General features: G+C 57.5%; 23 protein-coding genes. 16 read left to right on the top strand and 7 right to left on the bottom strand.

Annotated elements, in window-relative coordinates; translation table 11 throughout:
- The first annotated feature begins 58 nt into the window (after window positions 1-58).
- The 14 genes from Q0N43_RS08540 (at window position 59) to Q0N43_RS08475 (ending at window position 13,769) form a co-directional block, all read left to right on the top strand.
- Window positions 59-301 carry a DUF2312 domain-containing protein gene (locus tag Q0N43_RS08540; RefSeq protein WP_295445355.1) on the top strand — a complete coding sequence of 81 codons (243 nt, stop codon included), beginning with the start codon at window positions 59-61 and terminating at the stop codon, window positions 299-301.
- Between the two features lie 174 nt (window positions 302-475).
- On the top strand, window positions 476-1,219 hold the full coding sequence (locus Q0N43_RS08535) for a YebC/PmpR family DNA-binding transcriptional regulator (RefSeq protein WP_295445352.1): 744 nt from the start codon (window positions 476-478) through the stop codon (window positions 1,217-1,219).
- A gap of 10 nt (window positions 1,220-1,229) precedes the next feature.
- Complete coding sequence (gene ruvC, locus Q0N43_RS08530) at window positions 1,230-1,700, top strand: crossover junction endodeoxyribonuclease RuvC (RefSeq protein WP_295445349.1); 471 nt, start codon at window positions 1,230-1,232, stop codon at window positions 1,698-1,700.
- Window positions 1,701-1,784: 84 nt separating this feature from the next.
- Window positions 1,785-2,393 carry a Holliday junction branch migration protein RuvA gene (gene ruvA / locus Q0N43_RS08525; RefSeq protein WP_295445347.1) on the top strand — a complete coding sequence of 203 codons (609 nt, stop codon included), beginning with the start codon at window positions 1,785-1,787 and terminating at the stop codon, window positions 2,391-2,393.
- Window positions 2,390-3,412, top strand: a complete 1,023-nt coding sequence (ruvB, locus tag Q0N43_RS08520; protein ID WP_295445344.1) for a Holliday junction branch migration DNA helicase RuvB — start codon at window positions 2,390-2,392, stop codon at window positions 3,410-3,412. The genes ruvA and ruvB overlap by 4 nt, the downstream gene beginning before the upstream one ends.
- A 90-nt stretch (window positions 3,413-3,502) precedes the next feature.
- A complete protein-coding gene (locus Q0N43_RS08515; protein WP_295445341.1) occupies window positions 3,503-3,955 on the top strand; it encodes a YbgC/FadM family acyl-CoA thioesterase in 453 nt (150 codons plus the stop codon).
- A gap of 7 nt (window positions 3,956-3,962) precedes the next feature.
- Entirely contained in the window at window positions 3,963-4,655 is a 693-nt protein-coding gene (gene tolQ, locus Q0N43_RS08510) for a protein TolQ (protein ID WP_295445339.1), read from the top strand.
- 2 nt (window positions 4,656-4,657) lie between these two features.
- Window positions 4,658-5,119, top strand: a complete 462-nt coding sequence (tolR, locus tag Q0N43_RS08505) for a protein TolR (RefSeq protein WP_295445336.1) — start codon at window positions 4,658-4,660, stop codon at window positions 5,117-5,119.
- A 4-nt stretch (window positions 5,120-5,123) separates the two neighbouring features.
- Complete coding sequence (locus tag Q0N43_RS08500) at window positions 5,124-5,957, top strand: hypothetical protein (protein ID WP_295445334.1); 834 nt, start codon at window positions 5,124-5,126, stop codon at window positions 5,955-5,957.
- A gap of 13 nt (window positions 5,958-5,970) precedes the next feature.
- Window positions 5,971-7,335 (top strand): Tol-Pal system beta propeller repeat protein TolB, encoded by a 1,365-nt coding sequence (tolB, locus tag Q0N43_RS08495; protein ID WP_295445331.1) that lies wholly within the window; start codon window positions 5,971-5,973, stop codon window positions 7,333-7,335.
- A gap of 69 nt (window positions 7,336-7,404) precedes the next feature.
- The gene (gene pal, locus Q0N43_RS08490; RefSeq protein WP_295445453.1) at window positions 7,405-7,920 is read left to right on the top strand and encodes a peptidoglycan-associated lipoprotein Pal; all 516 of its coding nucleotides are present in this window, start codon (window positions 7,405-7,407) and stop codon (window positions 7,918-7,920) included.
- Window positions 7,921-8,231: 311 nt separating this feature from the next.
- Window positions 8,232-9,017 (top strand): hypothetical protein, encoded by a 786-nt coding sequence (locus Q0N43_RS08485; protein WP_295445328.1) that lies wholly within the window; start codon window positions 8,232-8,234, stop codon window positions 9,015-9,017.
- Window positions 8,920-10,455 carry a DNA polymerase Y family protein gene (locus Q0N43_RS08480; RefSeq protein ID WP_295445325.1) on the top strand — a complete coding sequence of 512 codons (1,536 nt, stop codon included), beginning with the start codon at window positions 8,920-8,922 and terminating at the stop codon, window positions 10,453-10,455. Before Q0N43_RS08485 ends, Q0N43_RS08480 begins: the two co-directional genes overlap by 98 nt.
- Window positions 10,452-13,769 carry an error-prone DNA polymerase gene (locus Q0N43_RS08475; RefSeq protein WP_295445322.1) on the top strand — a complete coding sequence of 1,106 codons (3,318 nt, stop codon included), beginning with the start codon at window positions 10,452-10,454 and terminating at the stop codon, window positions 13,767-13,769. Before Q0N43_RS08480 ends, Q0N43_RS08475 begins: the two co-directional genes overlap by 4 nt.
- Before the next feature lie 4 nt (window positions 13,770-13,773).
- Here Q0N43_RS08475 and gloB read toward each other — a convergent pair whose 3' ends face one another.
- The 4 genes from gloB to Q0N43_RS08455 form a co-directional block, all read right to left on the bottom strand.
- Window positions 13,774-14,496 carry a hydroxyacylglutathione hydrolase gene (gloB, locus tag Q0N43_RS08470; protein WP_295445319.1) on the bottom strand — a complete coding sequence of 241 codons (723 nt, stop codon included), beginning with the start codon at window positions 14,494-14,496 and terminating at the stop codon, window positions 13,774-13,776.
- Window positions 14,497-14,498: 2 nt separating this feature from the next.
- Window positions 14,499-14,939: a VOC family protein gene (locus Q0N43_RS08465; protein ID WP_295445450.1), complete on the bottom strand. Its 441-nt coding sequence runs from the start codon at window positions 14,937-14,939 to the stop codon at window positions 14,499-14,501.
- Window positions 14,940-15,023: 84 nt separating this feature from the next.
- Window positions 15,024-15,809 carry a tetratricopeptide repeat protein gene (locus tag Q0N43_RS08460; RefSeq protein WP_295445316.1) on the bottom strand — a complete coding sequence of 262 codons (786 nt, stop codon included), beginning with the start codon at window positions 15,807-15,809 and terminating at the stop codon, window positions 15,024-15,026.
- Between the two features lie 17 nt (window positions 15,810-15,826).
- Entirely contained in the window at window positions 15,827-16,714 is an 888-nt protein-coding gene (locus Q0N43_RS08455) for an alpha/beta hydrolase (protein ID WP_295445312.1), read from the bottom strand.
- 45 nt (window positions 16,715-16,759) lie between these two features.
- On the opposite strand from Q0N43_RS08455, the gene Q0N43_RS08450 reads away from it, so the two are divergent.
- Window positions 16,760-16,885 (top strand): hypothetical protein, encoded by a 126-nt coding sequence (locus Q0N43_RS08450; protein ID WP_295445309.1) that lies wholly within the window; start codon window positions 16,760-16,762, stop codon window positions 16,883-16,885.
- Here the strand turns inward: Q0N43_RS08450 and Q0N43_RS08445 are convergent.
- From Q0N43_RS08445 to Q0N43_RS08435, 3 genes are all read right to left on the bottom strand, one after another.
- Complete coding sequence (locus tag Q0N43_RS08445) at window positions 16,878-17,966, bottom strand: M48 family metallopeptidase (protein WP_295445307.1); 1,089 nt, start codon at window positions 17,964-17,966, stop codon at window positions 16,878-16,880. The two genes, Q0N43_RS08450 and Q0N43_RS08445, sit on opposite strands and share 8 nt — an antisense overlap.
- Before the next feature lie 3 nt (window positions 17,967-17,969).
- Window positions 17,970-19,058, bottom strand: coding sequence for a YjgN family protein (locus Q0N43_RS08440; protein WP_295445304.1), 1,089 nt, complete (start codon window positions 19,056-19,058; stop codon window positions 17,970-17,972).
- 497 nt (window positions 19,059-19,555) lie between these two features.
- Window positions 19,556-20,875 carry an MFS transporter gene (locus Q0N43_RS08435; protein WP_295445301.1) on the bottom strand — a complete coding sequence of 440 codons (1,320 nt, stop codon included), beginning with the start codon at window positions 20,873-20,875 and terminating at the stop codon, window positions 19,556-19,558.
- 136 nt (window positions 20,876-21,011) lie between these two features.
- On the opposite strand from Q0N43_RS08435, the gene Q0N43_RS08430 reads away from it, so the two are divergent.
- Window positions 21,012-21,584, top strand: coding sequence for a VOC family protein (locus tag Q0N43_RS08430; protein ID WP_295445298.1), 573 nt, complete (start codon window positions 21,012-21,014; stop codon window positions 21,582-21,584).
- Window positions 21,585-22,036: the final 452 nt, after the last annotated feature.

Below are 22,036 nucleotides of genomic sequence, written 5' to 3'. Positions count from 1 at the left end.
GGCGCTGTCATCTTGATTCGGGGCCTCTGCCCCCAACCAACACCACAGGGAGAATATAATGGCCGAAGGCAATATCGCAGCCGATCAACTGCGTCTTTTCATTGAGCGCATCGAGCGTCTGGAAGAAGAGAAAAAGGGCATCGCCGACGACATCCGCGATGTGTATTCCGAAGCCAAGAGCCAAGGCTATGATGCGAAAATCATGCGCCAGATCGTGCGTTTACGCAAAATGACCCAAGACGATCGTCAGGAAATGGAAGCAATCCTCGACACCTATAAATCGGCTCTTGGCCTCGCGTAACGCCGCAGCAGTACCCCGTCGCCGTCTTGATCAGGACCTGACGACGGATAAATGACGATGGCAACGTCGTCAGCGACTTCGGTGGAGTTGCGTTAAAGCACATGGCTTGCCCAATGGCGTGCGCCTGATGTAAGGGCGCGGTATCCTATCCTTTAGCCAGAGAAGAGCAGAGCCATGGCAGGCCATAGCAAATTCAAGAATATCCAGCATCGTAAAGGTGCGCAGGACAAGAAACGTTCGGCGCAGTTTTCCAAACTTTCGCGCGAAATAACCGTTGCGGCGAAAATGGGCATGCCCGATCCCGACATGAACCCGCGTCTGCGCCTTGCCGTCAACGCAGCCAAGGCGCAATCTATGCCCAAGGATAATATCCAGCGTGCGATCGACAAGGCAGCAGGCGGCGACGCGGAAAGCTACGATGAAATGCGCTATGAAGGCTATGGCCCCGGCGGCGTTGCGATCATCGTTGAGGCATTGACCGACAACCGTAACCGCACCGCGACCAATGTGCGCACGGCATTTAGCAAAAATGGCGGCAATCTTGGCGCATCGGGCGCGGTGAGCCATGGGTTCGACCGGATGGGCCTAATCACCTATTCGATCAATGCAGGCGACGCCGACAGCGTGTTTGAAGCCGCGTTGGAAGCCGGCGCGGAAGATGTGGAATCAAGCGAAGACGAACACAGCATCTGGACCGCGATGGATAGCCTGCATGAAGTCGCCAAGGCGCTCGAGGCGACGCTTGGCGAGGCCGAAAGCGCGAAGCTTGCGTGGAAACCGCAAGTTCTGGTCGAGGTGGACGAAGCCAATGCCGCTACCCTGCTAAAAATGATCGACGCTTTGGAAGACGACGACGATGTTCAGACCGTCTGGGGTAATTTCGATGTGTCCGACGAGGTGATGGCGAAGCTGGGATGATGATGTCGTCATGATTATTTTGGGTCTCGACCCCGGCCTTGGGACCACTGGCTGGGGTGTCATCCGTAAGGAAGGCAACCGCCTGTCGCATATCGACAATGGTGAAATTGAAACCGACGCCAAAATGCCATTGGCGAGCCGGCTGGTGATGCTCGACGAGAAACTGCGGGCCGTACTTGACCATTTTCGTCCCGATTATGCCGCGGTCGAAGAAGTGTTCGTCAACAAAAACCCGCAATCGACGCTGAAGCTTGGGCAAGCGCGTGGCGTGGTGCTTTTGGGTGCAGCGCGCAACCACACGCCCGTAACCGAATATGCCGCGCGGTTGGTGAAGAAATCCGTTGTTGGCACGGGCAAGGCGGAAAAGGAGCAGGTGCAGGCGATGCTCCGCATACTGCTCCCGGGGTTAAAACTTGCGGGGCAGGATGCGGCGGACGCGTTGGCGGTGGCCATCACCCATGCGCATCATATCAGGGGTTAATGGGTTCACGCAGATTTGCTGCCCCTGTTCCCACGATGTTCTCTTTTGCTTGCCGATTTGGTAACGAACAGCTAACCCGCGAGAATGATTGCAAAGCTATATGGCCGCATTGACGAAACGGGCGTTGACCATCTGGTAATCGACGTCAATGGCGTTGGCTATCTGGTGCAGGCCAGCGCGCGGACATTATCGGCATTGGGCAAGACGGATGATTTTGCCACCGTCTTTACCGAAATGCAGGTGTCGGAAAACGACATGCGCCTCATCGGCTTTGCCACGCGCGAAGAACGCGACTGGTTCCGCTTGCTGACGGGCGTGCAGGGTGTAGGCGGCAAGGTCGGGCTGGCGATATTGTCCGCGATTGAACCTCAGGACTTGGCCCTCGCCATCGGCAGCGGTGACGCGGCGATGGTCTCGCGCGCCAATGGTGTTGGCCCGAAACTTGCCAGCCGCATCGTCAATGAATTGAAGGATAAGGTCGGCGCACTCGCGGGCATCGGCGGCGGCGCGAAGCTGATGGCAACAGGTGCCGCGGCTGGCAACCACGCACAAGACGCAATGTCGGCGCTCGGCAATCTGGGCTTCAAGCCCGGCGAGGCGGGGGGCGCCGTGGCGCTGGCTGTCGAAGAATTGGGCCCCGATGCCACGCTTGATGCATTGGTCCGACTGGCGTTGAAGAGGGCGTCGCGGTGAGCGACGACCGCCTCACCACGCCGGACAAGCGGCCAGAAGATATCGACGCCGCCTTGCGGCCCAAAACGCTTGCCGAGTTCATCGGTCAGGCTGCGGCGCGGGACAATTTGCGGGTGTTTATTGAGGCGGCAAAGGGTCGTGGGCAGCCATTGGACCATGTGCTGTTCTTTGGACCCCCAGGGCTTGGCAAGACAACATTGGCGCAGATTGTCGCAAAGGAAATGGGCGTGGGTTTCCGCGCGACGTCCGGCCCCGTCATCGCCAAATCGGGTGACTTGGCGGCGTTGTTGACCAATTTGGAAGATGGCGACGTCCTGTTCATTGACGAGATCCACCGCTTAAGCCCCGTGGTCGAGGAAATTCTGTATCCCGCAATGGAGGACCGTGCGCTGGATATCATGATCGGCGAAGGCCCGTCGGCGCGGTCTGTGCGCATCGATTTGCCGGCGTTCACCCTTGTTGGCGCAACCACGCGGCAAGGGTTGCTGACCACGCCATTGCGCGACCGCTTCGGCATTCCGGTTCGGCTCAATTTTTACACGCATGCAGAGCTTGAACTGGTTGTCACCCGCGCGGCGCGGTTGCTGGATCTGGGCATTGCCCCCGATGGCGCGAACGAGATTGCCAAGCGAGCGCGCGGCACCCCGCGTATTGCCGGACGCTTGCTCCGCCGCGTGCGCGACTTTGCCAATGTGGCAGGCGAGCCCGTCGTCACCGCCAAAATTGCGGATGGCGCGCTCAACCGGCTTGAAGTGGACGCGCTTGGCCTTGATGCGATGGACCGGCGCTATTTGCACATGATCGCGGATATCTATCGCGGTGGCCCTGTTGGCGTTGAGGCGCTTGCCGCTGGCCTATCGGAACCGCGCGACACAATCGAGGATGTGGTTGAGCCTTATCTGCTGCAATTGGGCCTGATCGCGCGCACGGCGCGGGGCCGTTGCCTCAATGCGCCGGGCTGGAAGCATCTTGGCCTAAATCCGCCAGCCGGATCACAAGACGGATTATTTGACGTGTAACGTTGTGCGGAGTCCTTCAGGCGACCAATTGAGCTCACGCAAACTAAAAACTCTTCCCGCCGGACTCCACAACGGTTAAGCATTTCATTGATGACCGTCCCTACTCCCTATCATGGCCATTTTGACGGCGCGCGGCACATGTTTGCCGTGCGGGTTTATTTTGAGGACACCGACTTTTCGGGCGTCGTCTACCATGCGCGCTATCTGCACTTCATGGAGCGCGCGCGTTCGGACATGCTCGCTTGCGTTGGCATTGACCAGCGCACGGTGCATGCGGCGGACCAAGGCGCCTATGCGGTTACCGAAATGCATATCAAATATCGCCGCCCTGCGCATTTTGACGATGCCCTGGTGGTCATCAGCACGGTCGAAGCGGTGCGCGCGGCCAGTTGCGACATTCATCAAACCGTCATGCGCGGCGACGACATACTAACCGAGGCCCAGGTAACTGCGGCCTTTGTTTCACCAGACGGCAAACCGCGCCGGCAACCTGCGCAATGGGTTGCGGCGTTCCAGCCTATTATCAACAGACACGCAGAATAGGATATTCATGGACCTGCTCATCGCGACCCAAAATGTGGGTTTTTCACCAATCAAACTGTTTCTGGATGCCGATTTGGTGGTCAAGTCGGTCATCATTGGCCTCGCGCTGGCCAGCGTCTGGGGATGGACAATCATCCTCAGCTTCACCGTAAAAATGTCCGGTATTAACAAGAAGAGCGACACATTTGAGCGCGAATTTTGGGGCAGTTCCGACATCGCGGCGTTCGCCAAAACACATAGCCAGAATGAATTGCCCGTGGCCAAGGTGTTTGCCGCAGGTATGGCCGAATGGCGGCTATCGACCAATGGCAAGAGCATTGACCGTTCCGGAACGCGCGAGCGGCTTGCCACCGCAATGGATGCGACCATTGCCGCAGAAACCGACCGTCTTGCCAATCGTTTGAACTTCCTTGCGACCACGGGATCGGTTGCGCCATTTGTTGGCCTGTTTGGAACCGTTTGGGGCATCATGCGCAGCTTTGCGGCGATTGCGGCGGAACAGAATTCCAGCCTTGCGGTTGTGGCACCGGGCATTGCCGAGGCGTTGTTTGCTACCGCAATCGGCCTGTTCGCCGCAATCCCTGCGGTCATCGCTTATAACCGCTTCTCACACCGGCTGAACCAATATGAGGCACGCATGGGGCGCTTTGCCGATGGCTTTCACGGCACGTTGAGCCGTGAATTGGAGCTTGAGGGTTAAAGATGGCGATGAACACATCATCAAACGGTGGTGGCGGACGCAGGCGCAGGCGGGGGAGCAGGCGCGCGCCGATGGCGGACATCAACGTCACGCCCTTTGTCGACGTCATGCTGGTCTTGCTCATCATCTTCATGGTCACCGCACCCTTGCTGGTGACAGGCGTGCCTGTCGAGCTTCCAGAAAGCCGCGCCAACGCGCTGGATCAAAAGGATGAACCCATTGAAATTGCAATCGACCGCGATGGCGTGACCTTCATCGACGGCACAGAAGTTACGCCCGCAGAGCTTGCGGTACGGTTGGAAGAAATCGCCGCTGCGCAGACACCTGAAGCCCCGCGCCAGATCATGCTGCGCGGCGATACGGCGATCAGCTATGGTCAGATGATGCGCGTCATGGGCGAATTGAACCGCGCTGGATTGAACAGCGTGAGCCTAGTCACCACCGGTTCAGCAAACGACAGCTAACAAGATGGCAATGGATCGGGCGGAGAAACTGGGACTTGGCGTGGCGGTTGGCGGCCATGCCCTCTTGCTTGGCGCATTTGCGCTTGGCCTGCTGGCATCTGCAAAGACTGCGCCTAAGCAAGAGTCTATTTCCGTATCGTTGGTGGGCGAAATTGCCGATGTCTCCACTGCGCCCGATGCAATCCAAGAGGATTCTGCGCCACCTGCCCCAGGTGACACTGCGCCGGCAGAGTCCCCACCTGCCCCAACACCCATAATGCAAATCGCAAAGCCGGTGGAGAAGCCGCAGGCCAAGCCTGTTTCAAAGCCTGTGAAGCCGGCAGCTGCGCCGCCTGTTGCCAAGGTCGCGGTAAAGAAAGAGCCTGTGAAGCAGCCCCCTGCCAAGGCAGCAGCAGTCAGTGGCAAGGGCACAACGCCAGCCAAGCCCAGCGGGCTAAGCCGAAGCTTTCTCGACAGCATCGACAATATTGGCAAGGCCCCCGGCGCGGGCAAGGCCGTTGGAACCCCTGCAGCCAAAACCGCGGCCGAAGTGCGCCGATCGGTCAGTATCAGCATCGCTGGTCAAATCCGCAGCCGCGTGCGCGCTTGTGCGCCATCGGGTATCGACATCAACAAGATCGAAACCTTTGTGACATTGAACCTCGAACCGACAGGCAAACTGACCTCGGTCCGCTTTGACAAGCATATGGGCCTCAACGGCAGCAACCAGCCGCAAGCAGGACCTTTGAAAGATTGCATCTTGCAGGCGGTGCGTGCAGCGTCGCCTTATAGTGGGCTTGACCCAGAATATTATGACGTTTGGAAAACCCACGCGCTGCGTTTGCGCGCTACGGGATAAAGGAATGAGATATATGTCACTCTTCGCACGCAACCGGAAACTGGCGTCTTTCGTGCTTTTCATCTTGGGCACACAAGCCGCCATCGCGCAAACGCCGCCGGCTGCTGCGCCTGCATTGGATGAGCCCGAATTGGTCGAATTCGACACCTCGAAAACCCGTTCCATCGCCGTGCCCGCTTTGGTCGCGCCCGCGCCTACCGACACGGCAGCGGGCAACAGCTTGGCGCTTGGCCGCCAGATCGCTGAGGTAATCTCGTCAGACTTGCGCGCATCGGGCGTCTTTGAAACGCAGGGGCCAAACGGATTGCGGGCCATCACCTTGCCTGAGGTCGCAACACCTCAATTTGACTATTGGAAATCGCGCCCCGTTGAACAATTGGTACAAGGCTTTGTCCGTGTTGGTGGCGATGGCAACCTGACCGTTGGCTGTTATTTATATGATGTCGGCTTTGGCAATGAAACCACCCGTCTTGGCTTTAACGTGCCGCCGCGCGAATGGCGCAGGGCCGCGCATAAATGCGCCGATGCGATCTATTCGCGGCTGACGGGTGAGCTTCCCTTTTTCGATAGCCGTATCGCCTATATCGCCGAGAGTGGGCCAAAGAATAAACGAATAAAGCGGCTTGCGATCATGGATTCGGATGGCGCAAACCACCGCTTCATCACCAATGGCCAGTCGACAGCGCTTACACCGCGCTTCTCGCCCAATTACAAATCGATCCTGTATCTGTCCTATGTCGACGGAAGTCCGCGTATTTACGTCTATGACATTGATGCCGGACGTCAGCGCCTGATTACCCAGTCCACAAGCCCGACTTTCGCGCCGCGTTGGTCGCCCGATGGCCAGACAATATTATATTCGATGGCCGTGTCGGGAAATACCGACGTCTATAAAATTGCAGCCAGCGGCAATGGCACGCCTGTAAAGCTGACCAGCTCGCCCGGCATTGATGTCGGCGGCAGCTTTTCCCCCGATGGCCGCCAGATCGTGTTTGAAAGCGACCGTTCGGGCAGCCAGCAAGTCTATGTGATGAACGCCGACGGCAGCAATCAACGCCGCATCAGCTTTGGTTCCGGCCGCTATGCGACGCCGGAATGGAGCCCGCGCGCTGACTTGATTGCCTTTACCCGCATCGCTGGCGACTTTCGCGTTGGCACGATGCGTCCAGATGGCTCAGGCGAACGCTTGCTCACCGATAGCTGGCAGGACGAAGCACCGACATGGGCGCCAAATGGCCGCGTCATTCAGTTCTTCCGCACGGCAAAGGGAAGTGGTAAAACAAGCATCTGGCAAGTGGACCTTACTGGTTCCAACGAACGACAATTGCCCACGCCAATCGATGGTTCAGACCCAGCATGGGGACCTGTATTGCCTTAAGGACGTTTCACTGTTATGTTTATACCGAAATGCTTTCGAGCGAAGGAGAATATCATGAAGACAAATACGATCAAAATGGCCGCCATATTGCTGGTATCGACCGCGCTTGTCGCAGGCTGCGGAAAGAAAACGGTCGAAGTTCTGCCGCCCGCTGCAGAAGGCACTGACTATGGCCAGACGCCGACTGCCCCGATTGCCCCAACCAGCCAGATTGTTCCGGGCAGCCAAGAAGATTTCCTGCAACAGGTTGGCCAGTTCGGCGACCGCATCCTATTTGAAACCGACCGTTTCAACGTTGATGCAGAAGACCAGGCCGTGTTGCAGCGTCAGGCGCAATGGTTGGCCCAATATCCTGGCACACGCGCCATTGTCGAAGGTCATGCGGACGAACGCGGTACGCGCGACTACAACCTCGCGCTTGGTGAGCGCCGCGCCAACTCCGCCAAAAACTATCTGACCTCCATTGGTGTCGACGCGAGCCGTATCCAGACCGTTAGCTATGGCAAGGAACGGCCATCGGCATTGGGTTCGGACGAACAGTCCTGGGCCCAGAACCGCCGTGCGGTGACGGTAACCGTTCGATAAACGTCGGCTTCAGGCCAGTTGCCTTGCTCCGGTCCATCCGGATGAGACACTGGCTTGGGACGTAGTATTTGATTTGAGAAAGTGCGCACGAGGGCATGTTTGGCCCTTAGGCGCGCAATCGCATGCCTTATAATTAGGAATAAGGCCATCCCAATGACCGCAATTTTCTGGCCCGGGCAAATAATTCCGGGTTGGAAAATGGTGCAAACATCGGGGCGGCGCATCCCGGTTACTATGTAACGACATGCCAAATCATTTCAGGAGAAAAAAGCTGACTCCACATTGCTGCAAAATGCAGTATAGAACAAAACATGAACATAAAGGCGATTCTACCAAAAGCGACTTTTTCTTCTGTGCCCAATGCATGGAGGCAATATCAGCCGAACGCGTCGCAACCCTTATTGCCCATCGGCGCGGCTGAGGTCGACGAACACTTGCGCGGTGGAATAACGCAGGCTGGGCTGCATGAATTTTTTGGCGGAGCTAAGGCAGATTCACATGCCGCAGCGGCCTTTGCGTTGTTGCTGGCATGGCGATTGCCCGAAAGCGATGCGGGCATATTTTGGGTAACAGGCGATAAAGAACGCCAGACGTCCGGGCGGCTATATCCGTTGGGGTTGTCGGCGATGGGCGGCAATCCTGCACGGATATTTCTGGTCCAGACTGCGGATTTGCGCGATGCCCTGCGCGCTGCGGCCGATGCCATCCGGTCAAAGGCGGCGAACGCCGTCATTCTCGAAACACATGGCAATGCCCGCTTGGTTGATCTTACATCGACACGGCGTCTGGCGCTGGCGGCGGCGGAAAGCGGGGTATTGGCCTTGCTGGTACGCGGCGATGCTGTGCCAATGCCAAGTGCGGCCAGCACGCGCTGGCGGATATGTTCTGCACCGTCGGTACCGTTACTGGGCAATGCGCCTGGCCTTCCAACCTTTGACATCAACCTTCTGCGCCATCGCGGTGGCACAGCATCTTTTGCGGCACGAGTGACCTGGGATCATGCAACACGAAGCTTTTTTGACACGCCGCTATCTGGCGGTCTTTCTGCCCCTGTTACCGACACAGAGGCTGATCCGCAGCAAAGGTTCCGCGCCTGATACACCTTTCGCGATGGTCGAAAAGCAGCGCGGCGCCATGCGGCTGGCGGCATGTGATTCGGCGGCGCTTGCGCTTGGTTTAAGCGGAGGTATCGCACTGGCCGATGCGCGTGCCCGCGTGCCTGAACTGGCGGTATTTGATCATGATCCAGCGGCGGACCTCGATTTGCTGGGCTGGCTAGCGGATGGGTGCGAGCGTTATAGCCCAGCCTGCATGATTGACCCGCCGCAAGGGCTGTTGATTGATATCACCGGATGCACATATCCCTTCGACGGTCACGAAGTCCGGCTGGCCAAGGATTTGAAGCAACGGTTGCGTCGCCATGGCCTCACGGGACAGATAGCCTTGGGCGCCACACCCGACAGCGCGCGGGCCAAGGCGCGTTATGCCAAACAGGCCATACACGCCTTGCCCGTCGAGGCATTGGACGCCGGAGACAAGGTACATCAGGCATTGCGCCGCGCTGGCCTAAAAACATTGCAGGACCTTGCCTGCCGTCCACGCAAAGCTTTTGCCGCACGCTTTGGCAAGGCGACTGTCGTCAAACTGGCGCGGCTATTGGAGGAGGAGGACGCATGCATTACGCCGCGCCGTCATGTGCCCGTCGTCAGCGTCACGCAAAACTTCGCTGAACCCATATCGCGCACCCATGACGTCCTCGATACCATCGCAACGCTGACGGGCAAAGCCGCCGCGCAACTGAATGACCGCAGCCAAGGTGGCCGCCGCTTTGAAGTCAGCCTGTTTCGAAGCGATGGCCATATCGCCCGACTGGCCGTCGACACAGGCGCGCCGACGCGGGATTCCGCCTTGTTGATGCGGTTGATCCGCGAACGCATTGACGCCCTGTCCGACCCACTTGACCCCGGGTTTGGCTATGACCTCATTCAATTGACGGTGCCAACTGCGGATATTTTACTGCCATCACAGGCGGGGCTGGACACGAAAGTCGACAGGTCCGCCCAAACCGAGGCGTTGATTGACCGGTTGAGCGTAAGGCTGGGCCGCGACCGCGTGCGCTATTTTGAAGAACGCAACAGCCACATTCCCGAACGCGCCGTGGTTGAATGCGCCGCGCAATCCGGCCAGCCACAAAAGGATTGGCCAAAGCCCGCCGAAGCGGAACCGCCCATGCGGCCCTTCCGCCTGTTTGAAACACCGCAGCGTGTGGAGGCGCTAGCCTCTATCCCCGATGGCCCGCCGCGCCAGTTCCGCTGGCGCAAAAGCCTGCATCATATTGTCGCTTATGAAGGCCCCGAACGCATTGCCGCCGAATGGTGGCGGCGCAAGGCGGGGCATGAACAAAGCAAAGGCGGGCCAACGCGCGATTATTATCGCGTGGAGGACAGCGAGGGGCGGCGCTTCTGGCTATTCCGCCATGGCCTATATTCCGAAACCGATGCGCCGATCTGGTATCTGCATGGGTTGTTCGCGTGACGTATATCCTTGCTTATGCGGAGCTGGTTGCGGCGACCAACTACTCTTTCTTACGCGGGGCATCGCATCCAGCGGACATGGTACTTCAGGCCGCCGCGCTTGGCCTGAGCGCCATTGGCATTGCCGACCGGAACAGCGTTGCCGGCGTGGTGCGTGCTTGGGTAGCGGTCAAAAAAGCCAAGGCCGAAAATGCGCTTCCCCCTGCCTTTCGGCTGGTTACGGGTAGCCGCTTGGTCTTTGCCGATGGTACGCCGGATATTGTCGCCTATCCTAAAAACCGCAAGGGATGGGGACGGCTGACGCGGTTGCTGACGGTCGGGAATATGCGGTCCAACAAGGGTGGGTGCATATTGCGCTTCGATGATCTGGCCGGATATCTGGAGGATTTGCTCCTGATCATATTGCCGCAGTCGACCGCAGAAGAGACCAACCCGCATAAAAAGCCCGTCGAATATAGCCATGCCGATAGCGGCGAGAAATTGCGGTTGGTTGAAACCACGCCCGCCGATTTGGACGAGGTAATGCTCCGGCTGAAAAAGCTTGCGCCGGACAGGGTCTGGCTTGGCATAATGATGCATGGCCGAGGCAAGGACATGCGCAGGCTTGAGGAACAGCGCGCGCGCGCCAAGCAATGCGACGTGCCTATCCTTGCGGTCAATGATGCGCTCTATGCCGATATAACGGCGCGGCCACTGCATGATGTCCTGACCGCGATCCGCTTGGGCGTGTCGGTGGATCAGGCTGGAACGCGGCTGGAGGCCAATGCCGAACGCTATCTCAAATCACCCGCCGAAATGACGCGGCTATTTGCGCGCGCGCCGGAGGCGATTGCCGAGACGGCGCACTTCCTGAACCAGATTGCATTTGACCTGAGCCAGTTGAAATATGAATATCCCAATGAGCCGGTACCCAGCGGGTGGGCGCCGCAGGACTGGCTTGAACATCTTGTGCGCAGCGAAGCCGAACGGCGGCACCCCGATGGCCTTCCCCCCAAATGGGTCCGCGCGCTGGACGAAGAATTCACTTTGGTGCGCCAGAAAAATTATGCCTGCTATTTCCTGACGGTGCATGACATTGTTCAGTTCGCCCGTTCGCAAGACCCGCCGATCTTATGTCAGGGCCGTGGCTCCGCCGCCAATTCGGTGATTTGCTACTTATTGGGCATCACATCGGTTGACCCTGTGGCCAATAATTTATTGTTCTCGCGCTTTCTATCCGAAGAGCGCGATGAGCCACCCGATATCGACGTCGATTTCGAACATGAACGGCGCGAAGAGGTGATGCAATATGTCTATCGCCGGTTTAAGCGACACCGCGCAGGCATTGCCGCAACGGTCATCCATTATCGCCCGCGCAGCACCGTGCGCGAGGTCGGCAAAGCTATTGGCCTAACCGAAGATGTCACAGCGCGTCTGGCGGGTACCGTCTGGGGCAGCTTTGGCAGGGACTTGCCCGAGGCGCGGTTGATTGAGGCGGGGTTTGATCCAGACAACCCGCACATCGCCAGGCTGCATGCCTTTGTCGGCCAGTTGCTCGATTTTCCACGCCATTTGTCGCAACATGTCGGTGGCTATGTTCTCACCGAAAACCGGCTTGATGAAACCGTGCCGATCCACAATGGCGCAATGGCGGACCGGACCTTCATTGAATGGGACAAGGACGATATCGACGCGCTGAACCTGTTGAAGGTCGATATATTGGCATTGGGTATGCTGACCTGCATCCGCAAAAGCTTCGAAATGCTGCGGCAGACAGGCGGCGGAGATTATAGCTTGGACAGTGTTCCGACCGAAGATCCAGCGGTTTACGCGATGCTGCAAAAGGGCGACAGCATCGGTACCTTTCAGGTCGAAAGCCGCGCGCAGATCAACATGCTACCGCGCCTTAAGCCCAAGACGTTTTACGACCTTGTCATCCAGATCGCTATTGTGCGCCCCGGCCCGATTGAAGGCGACATGGTCCACCCCTATCTGCGCCGACGTAATAAGGAGGAGAAGGTCGAATATCCCTCCCCCGCACCGCCGCATGACCCCAATGAACTGCACGATATCTTGTACCGCACATGTGGCGTCCCGTTGTTTCAGGAACAGGCGATGAAGCTAGCGATGGTCGCCGCCGCATTTACACCCGACGAGGCCAATGGCTTACGCCGTGCGATGGCAACCTTCCGCAATTCAGGCACTATGCCCGAATATAAGGACAAGATGATCAATGGTATGGTGCAGCGCGGCTATCAGCAGGATTTTGCCGAACGTTGTTACAAGCAGATTGAGGGCTTTGGCAGCTATGGCTTTCCCGAAAGCCATGCGCAGGCTTTCGCCCATCTGGTCTATGTCTCGTCTTGGTTGAAATGCCATCATCCCGCGATTTTTACCGCCGCCTTGCTCAATTCGCAGCCAATGGGTTTTTACGCGCCAGCACAGCTTGTGCAGGATGCGCGGCGGCACAAGGTCGATGTCCGCGCCATTGATGTTAATTTCAGCAATTGGGATAATATTATTGAGGCAGGTGCCTTGCGGCTTGGTTTGCGGCAAATTGTTGGATTTCAGCAAGATTGGGCCTTGGCCATTGAAGCCGCGCGGCCCTTTGCTTCGTTGGAGGCGCTGGCACGCAAGGCAAAGTTACCACCGCGTACTTTGCACTTGCTGGCGGATGCCGATGCCTTGCGCTCGCTTGGCCTTGACCGGCGTGAGGCTGGATGGGAGGCGCGGCGGACACCATCGGATGAACTGCCCTTGTTTGCAGCGGCAGATGCGCGGGAATTGGCGCAGGAGCCGGAAATCGCCTTGCCCATCATGCCCGCCAGCGAACATGTCGCCGCCGATTATCACATGACGCGGATGTCGTTAAAGGGGCACCCGATGGCGTTCTTACGCGACCTGTTTGCTGCCGAGGGCATATTGACCTGCGCGCAGACCGATGCGGCAAAGCATGGCACGCGCGTTAAAACCGCCGGTGTTGTCCTGACGCGGCAAAGGCCGGGGAAGGGCAATGCCATTTTCATCACGATTGAGGATGAAACCGGCGTCACCAATGCATTATTATGGTCGCGCCTGTTAGAACGGCAGCGCCGCGCCGTCATGGCGTCACGGTTGATGGTGATTGAAGGCGAGGTGCAGCGCAGCAAAGAAGGCGTGGTGCACCTCATGGCGACGACGATAACCGACCGATCGTATGAGCTTGAGCGTCTGTCGCATGACCATGATGCCAATGTGCCGCTCAGCCGGTCAGACGAATTTGCTCAGCCCATTTACCCGCGCCACGGCCATCCGCGTGACGTCCGCCTTTTGCCCAAGTCACGTGATTTTCATTGAAACCTTAGGCCGCGTCCTTGGCGGCGCGGCGTGTGGCGAGCTCCTCAACCGACGCGGCGCGCATGAACGGGTTGGTTGCACGTTCCAGCGCAATCGTCGTTGGCACCGTCGCCTCACCCCGTTCGCGCAAGGCAATGACATCGGCCAACCGCACGGCAAGCTCGGCATTGTCCGGCTCGACCGTCACCGCAAAGCGGGCGTTACTGAGCGTATATTCATGCGCGCAATAAATCGCGGTATCGTCGCCCAAAGTCTCCAACTTGCGCATATTATCATACATTTGCGCTGCGGTGCCTTCGAACAATCGGCCACATCCCATCGCGAACAGGGTGTCGCCAACAAAGGCGGCGTGCTCGGTGGCGAAATGATAAGCGATATGTCCAGCGGTATGGGCGGGCACATCGATCACGGTCGCGCGCAGGTCGCCTAACTGCACGACATCCCCGCCGCGCACATGCCTATCCAGCGTCGGTATCCGCTCGGCTTCGCCCGCCGGCCCCGTGATGACGCATCCCGTCGCGGCCTTAATCTCGGCATTGCCGCCGACATGGTCGGGATGCCAATGGGTGTTCCATATCTGCGTGATCGTCCACCCACGCGCCTCGGCCGCCGCCAAGACAGGCGCTGCTACCGCCGGATCGACCACGAGAGTCTCCCCGCTTTGCGCCGCATGCACCAGCCAGACATAATTGTCCGACAGCACAGGGATCCGCACGATCTCAAGCATATTCACCACGCCCCTATATTAGGCATACTCGCCCATGGTTCCGCAGGGGCAAGATTACCGTCTTGCAGCAGCTCAATAGAAATGCCGTCAGGGGTCCGTACAAAGGCCATATGCCCGTCGCGCGGCGGGCGGTTGATCGTCACCCCTGCATCCATCAGCCGCTGACAGGTCGCGTAAATGTCGTCTACGCGATAGGCCAGATGGCCAAAATTGCGTCCGCCGTAATACGCCTCCGGCGTGCTGCCATCCGCCGGCGGCCAGTTGTGCGTCAACTCCACCTCGGCAAGGCCTGCCTGCCCCGGTGCCGCCAAAAAGATAAGTGTGAAGCGGCCTGCGTCACTGTCAAAGCGGCGTACTTCCTCCAGCCCGATCAGCTTGAAAAAAGCCACCGTCGCGTCGGGGTCAGTGACCCGGATCATGCTGTGCAGATAGGTTGTCGGCATTTTCATTCCATTCACAAAAGCGCGTTGTTTCCGTCAATGCCATTAACCTTGGCCGCTGTCCACGCACGCGAGGGCGGCGCGCACTTATCTGGATTGCGCCTCATCCTTGGGTGCAGGTGTCGCCGCCGCTAAAGCCGCAAGCTGTGCCGTTGCAGTCACGGCTTGCCGACTATTGGGTGCGATTCTGATGACCTGTTCCCATTGCGCGCGCGCAGTGTTGTCGTCCCCTGCGGCGATGGCGATATTGCCCGCCTCCAACGCCACTGCCGGATCGCTGGGCAGCAACGCAGCCGAGGTTTGAATGAAGGCCAGCGCATCGGGCAATTTGTTCAATCGCCGGGCCAGGGTTGCCGACAGCAACCATGCCGCGCCATTTTCGGGTGCCAACTGCCGCGCGGTTGCCAAGGCGGCCTCACCATCGGCGCTTTTGCCCAAGGCCACAAATGCCCGCGCGCGGTCAACTTCGCTATCGGCGCGCGCGTTGTTATCAAGGGTTTTAGACGCCAGCGCTTTGCCGAGCGCGTCGATAGCGACCTCGGCCTGCCCCGCCGCGATGGCCGCATTACCCGCTTGTGCCCAAAACCGCGCGGCGCGGGGGTCGCCTTTTGCCTCGGCCAATGTCGCTGCCTCAGTCAGCATCGGCAATGCCAAGTCAAATTTGAAATCGGTCGCCAGCGCAAAGCCATGGCAGGCGCGCGCAAGATAACCGCCATTTTGTTGCGCCCATAGGCTGGCGCTGGATATCGCCGAAGCGGGGTCTTTGCCGGCAAGCGTCAGGCATTCGGTGAACCGCACCTCGTCCAATGTCGGGAGCGGTTGCGCAGCGGCAGGCGCGGACAGTTGCAGTAGGAATGGAAGGAAATGCAGCATGGACGCTCCGGAACAGTTCAGCAGGCCAGCTTTGTGACAACATCGATCAGCACAGCAATATCCTGATCCCGTGAAAGCCGGTGATCGCCATCCTTTAACAACATCGTCTGCACATCGGATGAACGAAGCGCGCGCGCGAGCTTAACAGACGTCTCCCACGGCACATCGGGGTCGCATTGCCCGTGGATCAACCGCACGGGGCAATCAATGCCGACCGCGCCGTTTAGCAGCAGGTTGCTTTGCCCCGATTGCCAAAAACCCTTCGTGATCACCACCGGGTCATAGCCATAATCGCTGGGGCGTTCGATGCGCCCGGTGGCGGCGATGGTCGCGCGATCAGCGTCGTCAAAATCCCAATCGGTAAAATCGGGGGCCGCAGCAATGCCGACCATCGCGGTGACTTGATCGCCCAGCGCCTCGGCCACCAACAGCATGAGCCACCCGCCCATCGACGAACCAATCAAGATAATAGGCCCAATGTTCGCCTCGGCCAGCACCGCCAGAACATCATCGCGCCAGATATCAAGCGTGCCATCCTCAAATACGCCCGCGCTCTCACCGCAGCCGGAATAATCCAAACGCAGCAAAGCCACGCCTTTGTCCGCCGCCCATGCCGCCAGTGCCTGCGCCTTGCCGCCTTGCATATCGGATTTATAACCGGGCAAGAAAACCAAAGTCGGCCCACACCCCGGCAAATGCCGATAGGCCAAGCGAACGCCATCGGCGCGCGTGACAAACTGAGCGGGGTGTTCAGGCAGCGTCAGATCACCCAGTCGACGGTCATCATTTGCGTCACATCCTGCCCCTTTAGGCGGCGCGACCATGATATGGTTCAACCGCTTCACCGTATCGCTGCCCGATGTGATGCATAGGCCGGGGATAACCGCATGCACCAGCGTCTTCATCCCGCCCCAAATCATCGTAAAGCCAAAGCGGCTTGCGACGCGGAAATGTTCACCTTAATTTTCATCGACGCTTTTGGGATGATCGACAAACAGGCGGTTGAACATGTCGGGATTTCCTTATCGAATGCGGCGGTGGGCAATTGCCCTTGGTGTAACGTGATCGCTAATTAAAATCAAAGCCCAAGCCCGATTTTACCTTTCGGTCTTGCGTGCACATGGTTTTCAGCTCGGTCCACTCCGCTGGCGTCAGCGCTGGCTTGTAGTTTTTGCCTTTGACGATGCTTTTTTCAAACGCGTCTTTGCGCGCCACGGAAAGCGGGTGGCTGGAGAGATAGCCCGTAATTCCCGCATTGTCTTTCAACGTCCCTGCGCTGCCGTCTAACCGGGACAGACGGTCAAAGAAGGACGCCGTGCCCACAGGCGAGATATTGGCGTTGCCCATCACCTTCATGGAATGTGCATCGGCCTCCGCCTCGGCATTGCGGCTATAGCTCATCGCGAGAATATTGTTGACCACAGCGCCGCTATTATCATCCACACCGCCCAGCACTACCGCAAGGCCCATTTGCCGCAGCAGCGCCTGCATCACATGTTTTTGCCGCACATGGCCGATTTCATGGGCCAAGACGCCTGCAACTTCATCGGGCGTGCGCGCTTGTTTCAACAGACCATCGAACAATATGACATTGCCGCCGGGCAAGGCCACCGCGTTCAGCATGTCGATATTGGCCACCTCCACCCGCAAATCTTGCGGTGCATCGTCAAGCGATGCCACCAGCTTGTTCAACGCCGCGTCCCCCGCTGGCATATGGCAAAAGCGCCCACCAAAATCCCCAACCAATGCGTCACCCAGCCTGTCGTCCACACTATCGGGGATCAACGGCGCCAGCCATTGGGGGCTGAACAACACAACCGCAATCGCCGCTGCGCTGGTCAAGGTGAAGGCAATTGCGGCCTTGCCCAGCCCAAGCCGGTCCACCCATCCGCCATATTTACGCGGCGCAGGCAGCAAAGCGGTCAGTTCCGACGGCACTGGCCCCGACAGCGTCAGCCGCCAGCCATCGCGACCATCAAGGCCATAGACATCGGCCTCACCCTGCTTTGTCACATATGCGACGTCGGCAAAGGCAAAAGGGCCACTGCGCCGTTCAGTCTCCAACAAATAAAATTGCTGACCAATGACCTGCACCTCCACCGTGCGCTTAACGGCGCTTTGGCCGTCATAATGCACAGCGTCGAAGAAAGCGGACATCGTTTAGATTGCCCCCACATCAAAGGCATCAAGCAAGCCTTCGCCATGTTTTGTCACGACCGTTTCGGACTGGGTCAGCTCGTTAACATTGATCTCGCCATAGGCTTCCATATGGTCGAACAAGAATTTCCAGTTGCGATAAGGCATGAAGATATAGCCGATGCCCAAGGTGCAGATGATGATGACCATGTTGGCCAAGAAGAACAGCACCCAGTCCACAGCGCGCGCGCGAAATTCGAATTCCAGCGTGTGCAACCGCAAGCCACCAACCGCCAAGCGGAAATATTTGCTATAGAATATCAACGCGACGAGCGGGATGATGAGGTAACCCGACAGCAGCGCAACAATGGCGACGATAGCGCCAATCGCCATGCCCGTACCGCCCAAAACGTCGGCCATGTCGCCCGATGCCGCCATGCTAAACCCTAGAATCGCGCCCCCGATCAAAATGACAAACGGCACGAGATAGAATAATAAATACCGCTTCATCAGCGGCGTCCACTCCGCATTTGCGTTGAAACGGTGCGGGCCAAAGCTCATGGCGTTCCACCGGTCATTCCACAAGGATATCATCGCCCATGGCACCATCAAGAATATTGGCAACCAGCCAAGGACGGTTTTCCACATATAGGCTAGCCCATATTGGAAACCGGGGTCATCGCTGCCGCCACGAATACCGCGCCAATATGTGCGGCTCAGGCGGTAGCGCAGGGCGCGGAAATAAGCGACGCCCGTGAGGTAGAATAAAGACAGAAACATCGCGAACGTCAACAGGCCAGCCAACACTGGCGCGCCCTGAAAAATCAGGCCCTGTGACACCAACTGAATGACAATGAACGGCAAGCCGATGAGCAAAAACGCGAAGACAAATCCAACAAAAAGCTCAATCCCGCGACCCGTCCACTCCAGACGTTCGTCAATGAATTCGGTCTTGCCCCACAAATATTCCCGCTCACGCGTCGTCGCCCAAAAACGGTAAATGCCAAGCGTGACAATGGTCAGCAACAAATTGGGAAAGGCAATGCGCGCAAATTCTTGCCAGCTTCCGTGGAAACGAAAGGCGCTATGCGGTTGTAATGGCTCGTCGTTCATGGATATGCGACCCCCGTATTCGATGCGCTAGACATGCGGGCAAATGTGGCGCTTTGTCAAGAAATGCTGTGCTTTGAAGGAGATGGTGGTGGTAGGGGTAGGGCGGCGCAGCTTATAGCGGCTTTCCCATATAAGCCGGTTTAAAATCCTCATCGCCAATCGGCACGACCGGATGTTCCGTAATGGAAAAGCCAACAGCGGCAAAGGCAGATTGCGCCAACAAGTTGGCATGCACCCAAAGCCGCGGTTCGGGCGTGGCACGAGCGCGCGCTTCAACCAGGTTGAACAGCCGTCGGAACAGGCCGATGCCTTGATAACGGTTTTACGCTGCATCGAGCATCGCCTTTCAGACAATTGTTAGCCGAAGCGGACTGACCGGACACGACCCATAAGCCGCCGTTCCCCAGCTGGATCCACCAAGCTGAAACAGGACTACATTCAGCTTTGGCCGACCACCGGCCGGTGCCTATTCTTTGGGGATCGCCACTGCGTCTTTATTAGGTGGACTTAATCTCTACGCCTGCATATGCGCCTGAAAGCTGGCGATATGATCGCGAACCCAGCGCGAGCAGCGTCAGCATGACGCCGAGCATGCCGGTTGCTGTGAAAACCAAAGCCATGCCCCGATCAGGGCCGGTGCCGAACCAATGGCCAATCGCTTCGGCGCCAGCCCCATTCGTCATAAACGGGATCGCCAGAAACTGCGTGAGGGGGCCGATCAGAAATGCGGTCAAAGGTGCAGCAGACTGTTCAACTGATTGCGCGAAACCAAATACCCGTCCCTGCCGGTCGTAAGGCACCACCTTTTGAAGCGTCGTTTGTTCGGCTGCTTCGGCATATGGGCCAAAGAACATCCAAATCACGCTGCCCGCAACGAGAAGCAAAATCGACGACTGGATCGTGAATATAGACGCTACGGCCCAAGTGATCAGGTTTGCCAGCAGCAGCGTGCGTAACGGGTTTTTACCTAAACCGATCTTTGCGATCACCAGCCCGCTGACGATGAAAGCACTGGAGGCGAATGCCCAGAGGAGGCCCCATTCCTGCACTTCCATGAGTGACAGACCATAGGCGTCCATCAACGCCATAAACACGCCGCCGAGAAGATTGTTAAAAGTCGAGAACAGGATCAGCGCAACCAGTCCAGGCACTGCTTTGATTACACGTACGGTTCCCTTGAGATCAACCTCCTTGAGCTCGCCCGGCACGGATGAGGACGGCTCCGGCTCATCAATGTGCACTGTGAAGAGATGGAGGAAAGTAAGTGCGGTGAAAATGATCGCCAGCACCAGCGTGCCGCGAATTCCGTCCCATGCGACGAGAAAGCCGCTGATGCCTGAGGTTAGCAGGAACCCCATCCCGTTTACCATGCCAACCAACCCACTAGCTTTGTCACGCCTGTCTTCGTCGATCAGCACTGTTACCAGCGTCGGCAACGCTATCATACGGATGTTACCGCAGATCACGGCTAGCATCACAAGAAGGATAAAACCCCAAAAGCTTAAACCATCAATCAGTACTAATTCCTTATTCGGTGTTAGTGAATAGGCTGCAAACGCCAGCGCATAGAGCAGGAAGGACCCCGCACTAGAAGCCAGCATGGTCCGCTTCTTACGGTGATGATCCACCAAGCTGCCAAACCAGATCGCGAACGTAGCGGTCAAAAATAGATAGATGCCGCCAACCATCCCTGTAACGAAAACCGATCGCGTTTCCAGAAAAGCCCAGAAAGTCACCGAGAACCAGACCGTGAAATTGATGATATTCTGCAGCAGATTGTTAGCCAGAATCAGATGGAAAGGGTCAGTCCGTGGCATAAGTTATGTATCGTTCAGTCGGAGCTATGGCGCAAGCTAACACTGCGCAGCCTCCGGCTACTCAAAGCGGCGGCTGCGCGAAAGAGTAAGTTTCAAACTAATGCTCGTGCCGACGGGATAGCGTGGGGCGCGATCAATGGAATACGCTGCCATTCTACGCACGACAACTTTTCGGGACGTTGAGTCACTCGATGAGATGATCTATACGCGGATTATGGGATCGACTGCACGTCTTTGGAGATTTGTCGTCATCGTCGCTGTTGCGTTGATGATGGCCGCTTGCAACGCTAAGAGCGAAAATCAGAATATGAGTCAAAACAAACAGGAAGCACGTGCCATGGGCAATCCCGTCTTTCATTTCGAAATACCAGTAAACGACATGAGCCGGGCTAAAGATTTTTATGAGGGCGTCTTTGGCTACCTACTTACGCGGCAAGAAGTTGACGGCTACGATATGGCATTTTTCCCGCGTGCCGACGGTGCAGCAGGTGCTAGCGGTGCCCTTGCGAAGGGGGATGCCTACAAACCATCGAAAGACGGCGCAATTATCTACTTCGACGTTCCTGACATCGATGTGGTTCTGCGAAACGCGAAGCAGCGCGGCTCAAAAATCCTCTATGAAAAGAAGGATATCGGTGAAGCCGGTTTTGTTGCCGAATTTGAAGACAGCGAAGGGAACCGAGTCGCCCTATCTCAAGTCAGAAGCTGAACGAACGACTTGTTGCCGACTTCCGTCTGAAAAAACGGACAGTCCGCATTCCACCCAATTCTTGCCATTCAACACAGCCCCCGCATCACTGGAATAAGACATAAAATCGGCGGATTTGAAAGCACGAGGCTTCGTGCCGAGAATCGCCGTTTCGAAAACATAACTTTGTTCGAGAAAATGCAGGTCTTTTCGGATAACTATGAAAGTAGGACTTCGTGGCTTCGCCATGGTTTCCGCCGCTTCGCGGCTCCGGCTGAACGGGGTTAAAATCCAAGGCCCACACCAGGCAACAAAAAAGGCCCCGCGAGGGGACCTGAATTATAGCTTTTTATTTGGACTGCGTGGGCCCCGGATCGGGTCCGGGGCAACATTTTTCTAATTCGCTGCGCTTAGTAAGAAAAATTGTTGGTTGCGGGAGTAGGATTTGAACCTACGACCTTCAGGTTATGAGC

The sequence above is a fragment of the Sphingorhabdus sp. EL138 genome (assembly GCF_945882965.1).
Classification (GTDB): Bacteria; Pseudomonadota; Alphaproteobacteria; order Sphingomonadales; family Sphingomonadaceae; genus Sphingorhabdus_B.
Note: the sequence above shows the minus strand (reverse complement) of the source record. Positions and strands in the feature narration are given on the sequence as shown.

What these genes read in the sequence shown, in the direction of transcription:
- Q0N43_RS08540 (WP_295445355.1), top strand. Translation starts at nt 59, where the DNA reads ATGGCCGAAGGCAATATCGCAGCCGATCAACTGCGTCTTTTCATTGAG.
- Q0N43_RS08535 (WP_295445352.1), top strand. Translation starts at nt 476, where the DNA reads ATGGCAGGCCATAGCAAATTCAAGAATATCCAGCATCGTAAAGGTGCG.
- ruvC (WP_295445349.1), top strand. Translation starts at nt 1,230, where the DNA reads ATGATTATTTTGGGTCTCGACCCCGGCCTTGGGACCACTGGCTGGGGT.
- ruvA (WP_295445347.1), top strand. Translation starts at nt 1,785, where the DNA reads ATGATTGCAAAGCTATATGGCCGCATTGACGAAACGGGCGTTGACCAT.
- Q0N43_RS08515 (WP_295445341.1), top strand. Translation starts at nt 3,503, where the DNA reads ATGACCGTCCCTACTCCCTATCATGGCCATTTTGACGGCGCGCGGCAC.
- tolQ (WP_295445339.1), top strand. Translation starts at nt 3,963, where the DNA reads ATGGACCTGCTCATCGCGACCCAAAATGTGGGTTTTTCACCAATCAAA.
- tolR (WP_295445336.1), top strand. Translation starts at nt 4,658, where the DNA reads ATGGCGATGAACACATCATCAAACGGTGGTGGCGGACGCAGGCGCAGG.
- Q0N43_RS08500 (WP_295445334.1), top strand. Translation starts at nt 5,124, where the DNA reads ATGGCAATGGATCGGGCGGAGAAACTGGGACTTGGCGTGGCGGTTGGC.
- tolB (WP_295445331.1), top strand. Translation starts at nt 5,971, where the DNA reads ATGTCACTCTTCGCACGCAACCGGAAACTGGCGTCTTTCGTGCTTTTC.
- Q0N43_RS08485 (WP_295445328.1), top strand. Translation starts at nt 8,232, where the DNA reads ATGAACATAAAGGCGATTCTACCAAAAGCGACTTTTTCTTCTGTGCCC.
- Q0N43_RS08480 (WP_295445325.1), top strand. Translation starts at nt 8,920, where the DNA reads ATGCAACACGAAGCTTTTTTGACACGCCGCTATCTGGCGGTCTTTCTG.
- gloB (WP_295445319.1), bottom strand. Translation starts at nt 14,496, where the DNA reads ATGCTTGAGATCGTGCGGATCCCTGTGCTGTCGGACAATTATGTCTGG.
- Q0N43_RS08465 (WP_295445450.1), bottom strand. Translation starts at nt 14,939, where the DNA reads ATGCCGACAACCTATCTGCACAGCATGATCCGGGTCACTGACCCCGAC.
- Q0N43_RS08460 (WP_295445316.1), bottom strand. Translation starts at nt 15,809, where the DNA reads ATGCTGCATTTCCTTCCATTCCTACTGCAACTGTCCGCGCCTGCCGCT.
- Q0N43_RS08455 (WP_295445312.1), bottom strand. Translation starts at nt 16,714, where the DNA reads ATGAAGACGCTGGTGCATGCGGTTATCCCCGGCCTATGCATCACATCG.
- Q0N43_RS08450 (WP_295445309.1), top strand. Translation starts at nt 16,760, where the DNA reads ATGTTCACCTTAATTTTCATCGACGCTTTTGGGATGATCGACAAACAG.
- Q0N43_RS08445 (WP_295445307.1), bottom strand. Translation starts at nt 17,966, where the DNA reads ATGTCCGCTTTCTTCGACGCTGTGCATTATGACGGCCAAAGCGCCGTT.
- Q0N43_RS08440 (WP_295445304.1), bottom strand. Translation starts at nt 19,058, where the DNA reads ATGAACGACGAGCCATTACAACCGCATAGCGCCTTTCGTTTCCACGGA.
- Q0N43_RS08435 (WP_295445301.1), bottom strand. Translation starts at nt 20,875, where the DNA reads ATGCCACGGACTGACCCTTTCCATCTGATTCTGGCTAACAATCTGCTG.
- Q0N43_RS08430 (WP_295445298.1), top strand. Translation starts at nt 21,012, where the DNA reads ATGGAATACGCTGCCATTCTACGCACGACAACTTTTCGGGACGTTGAG.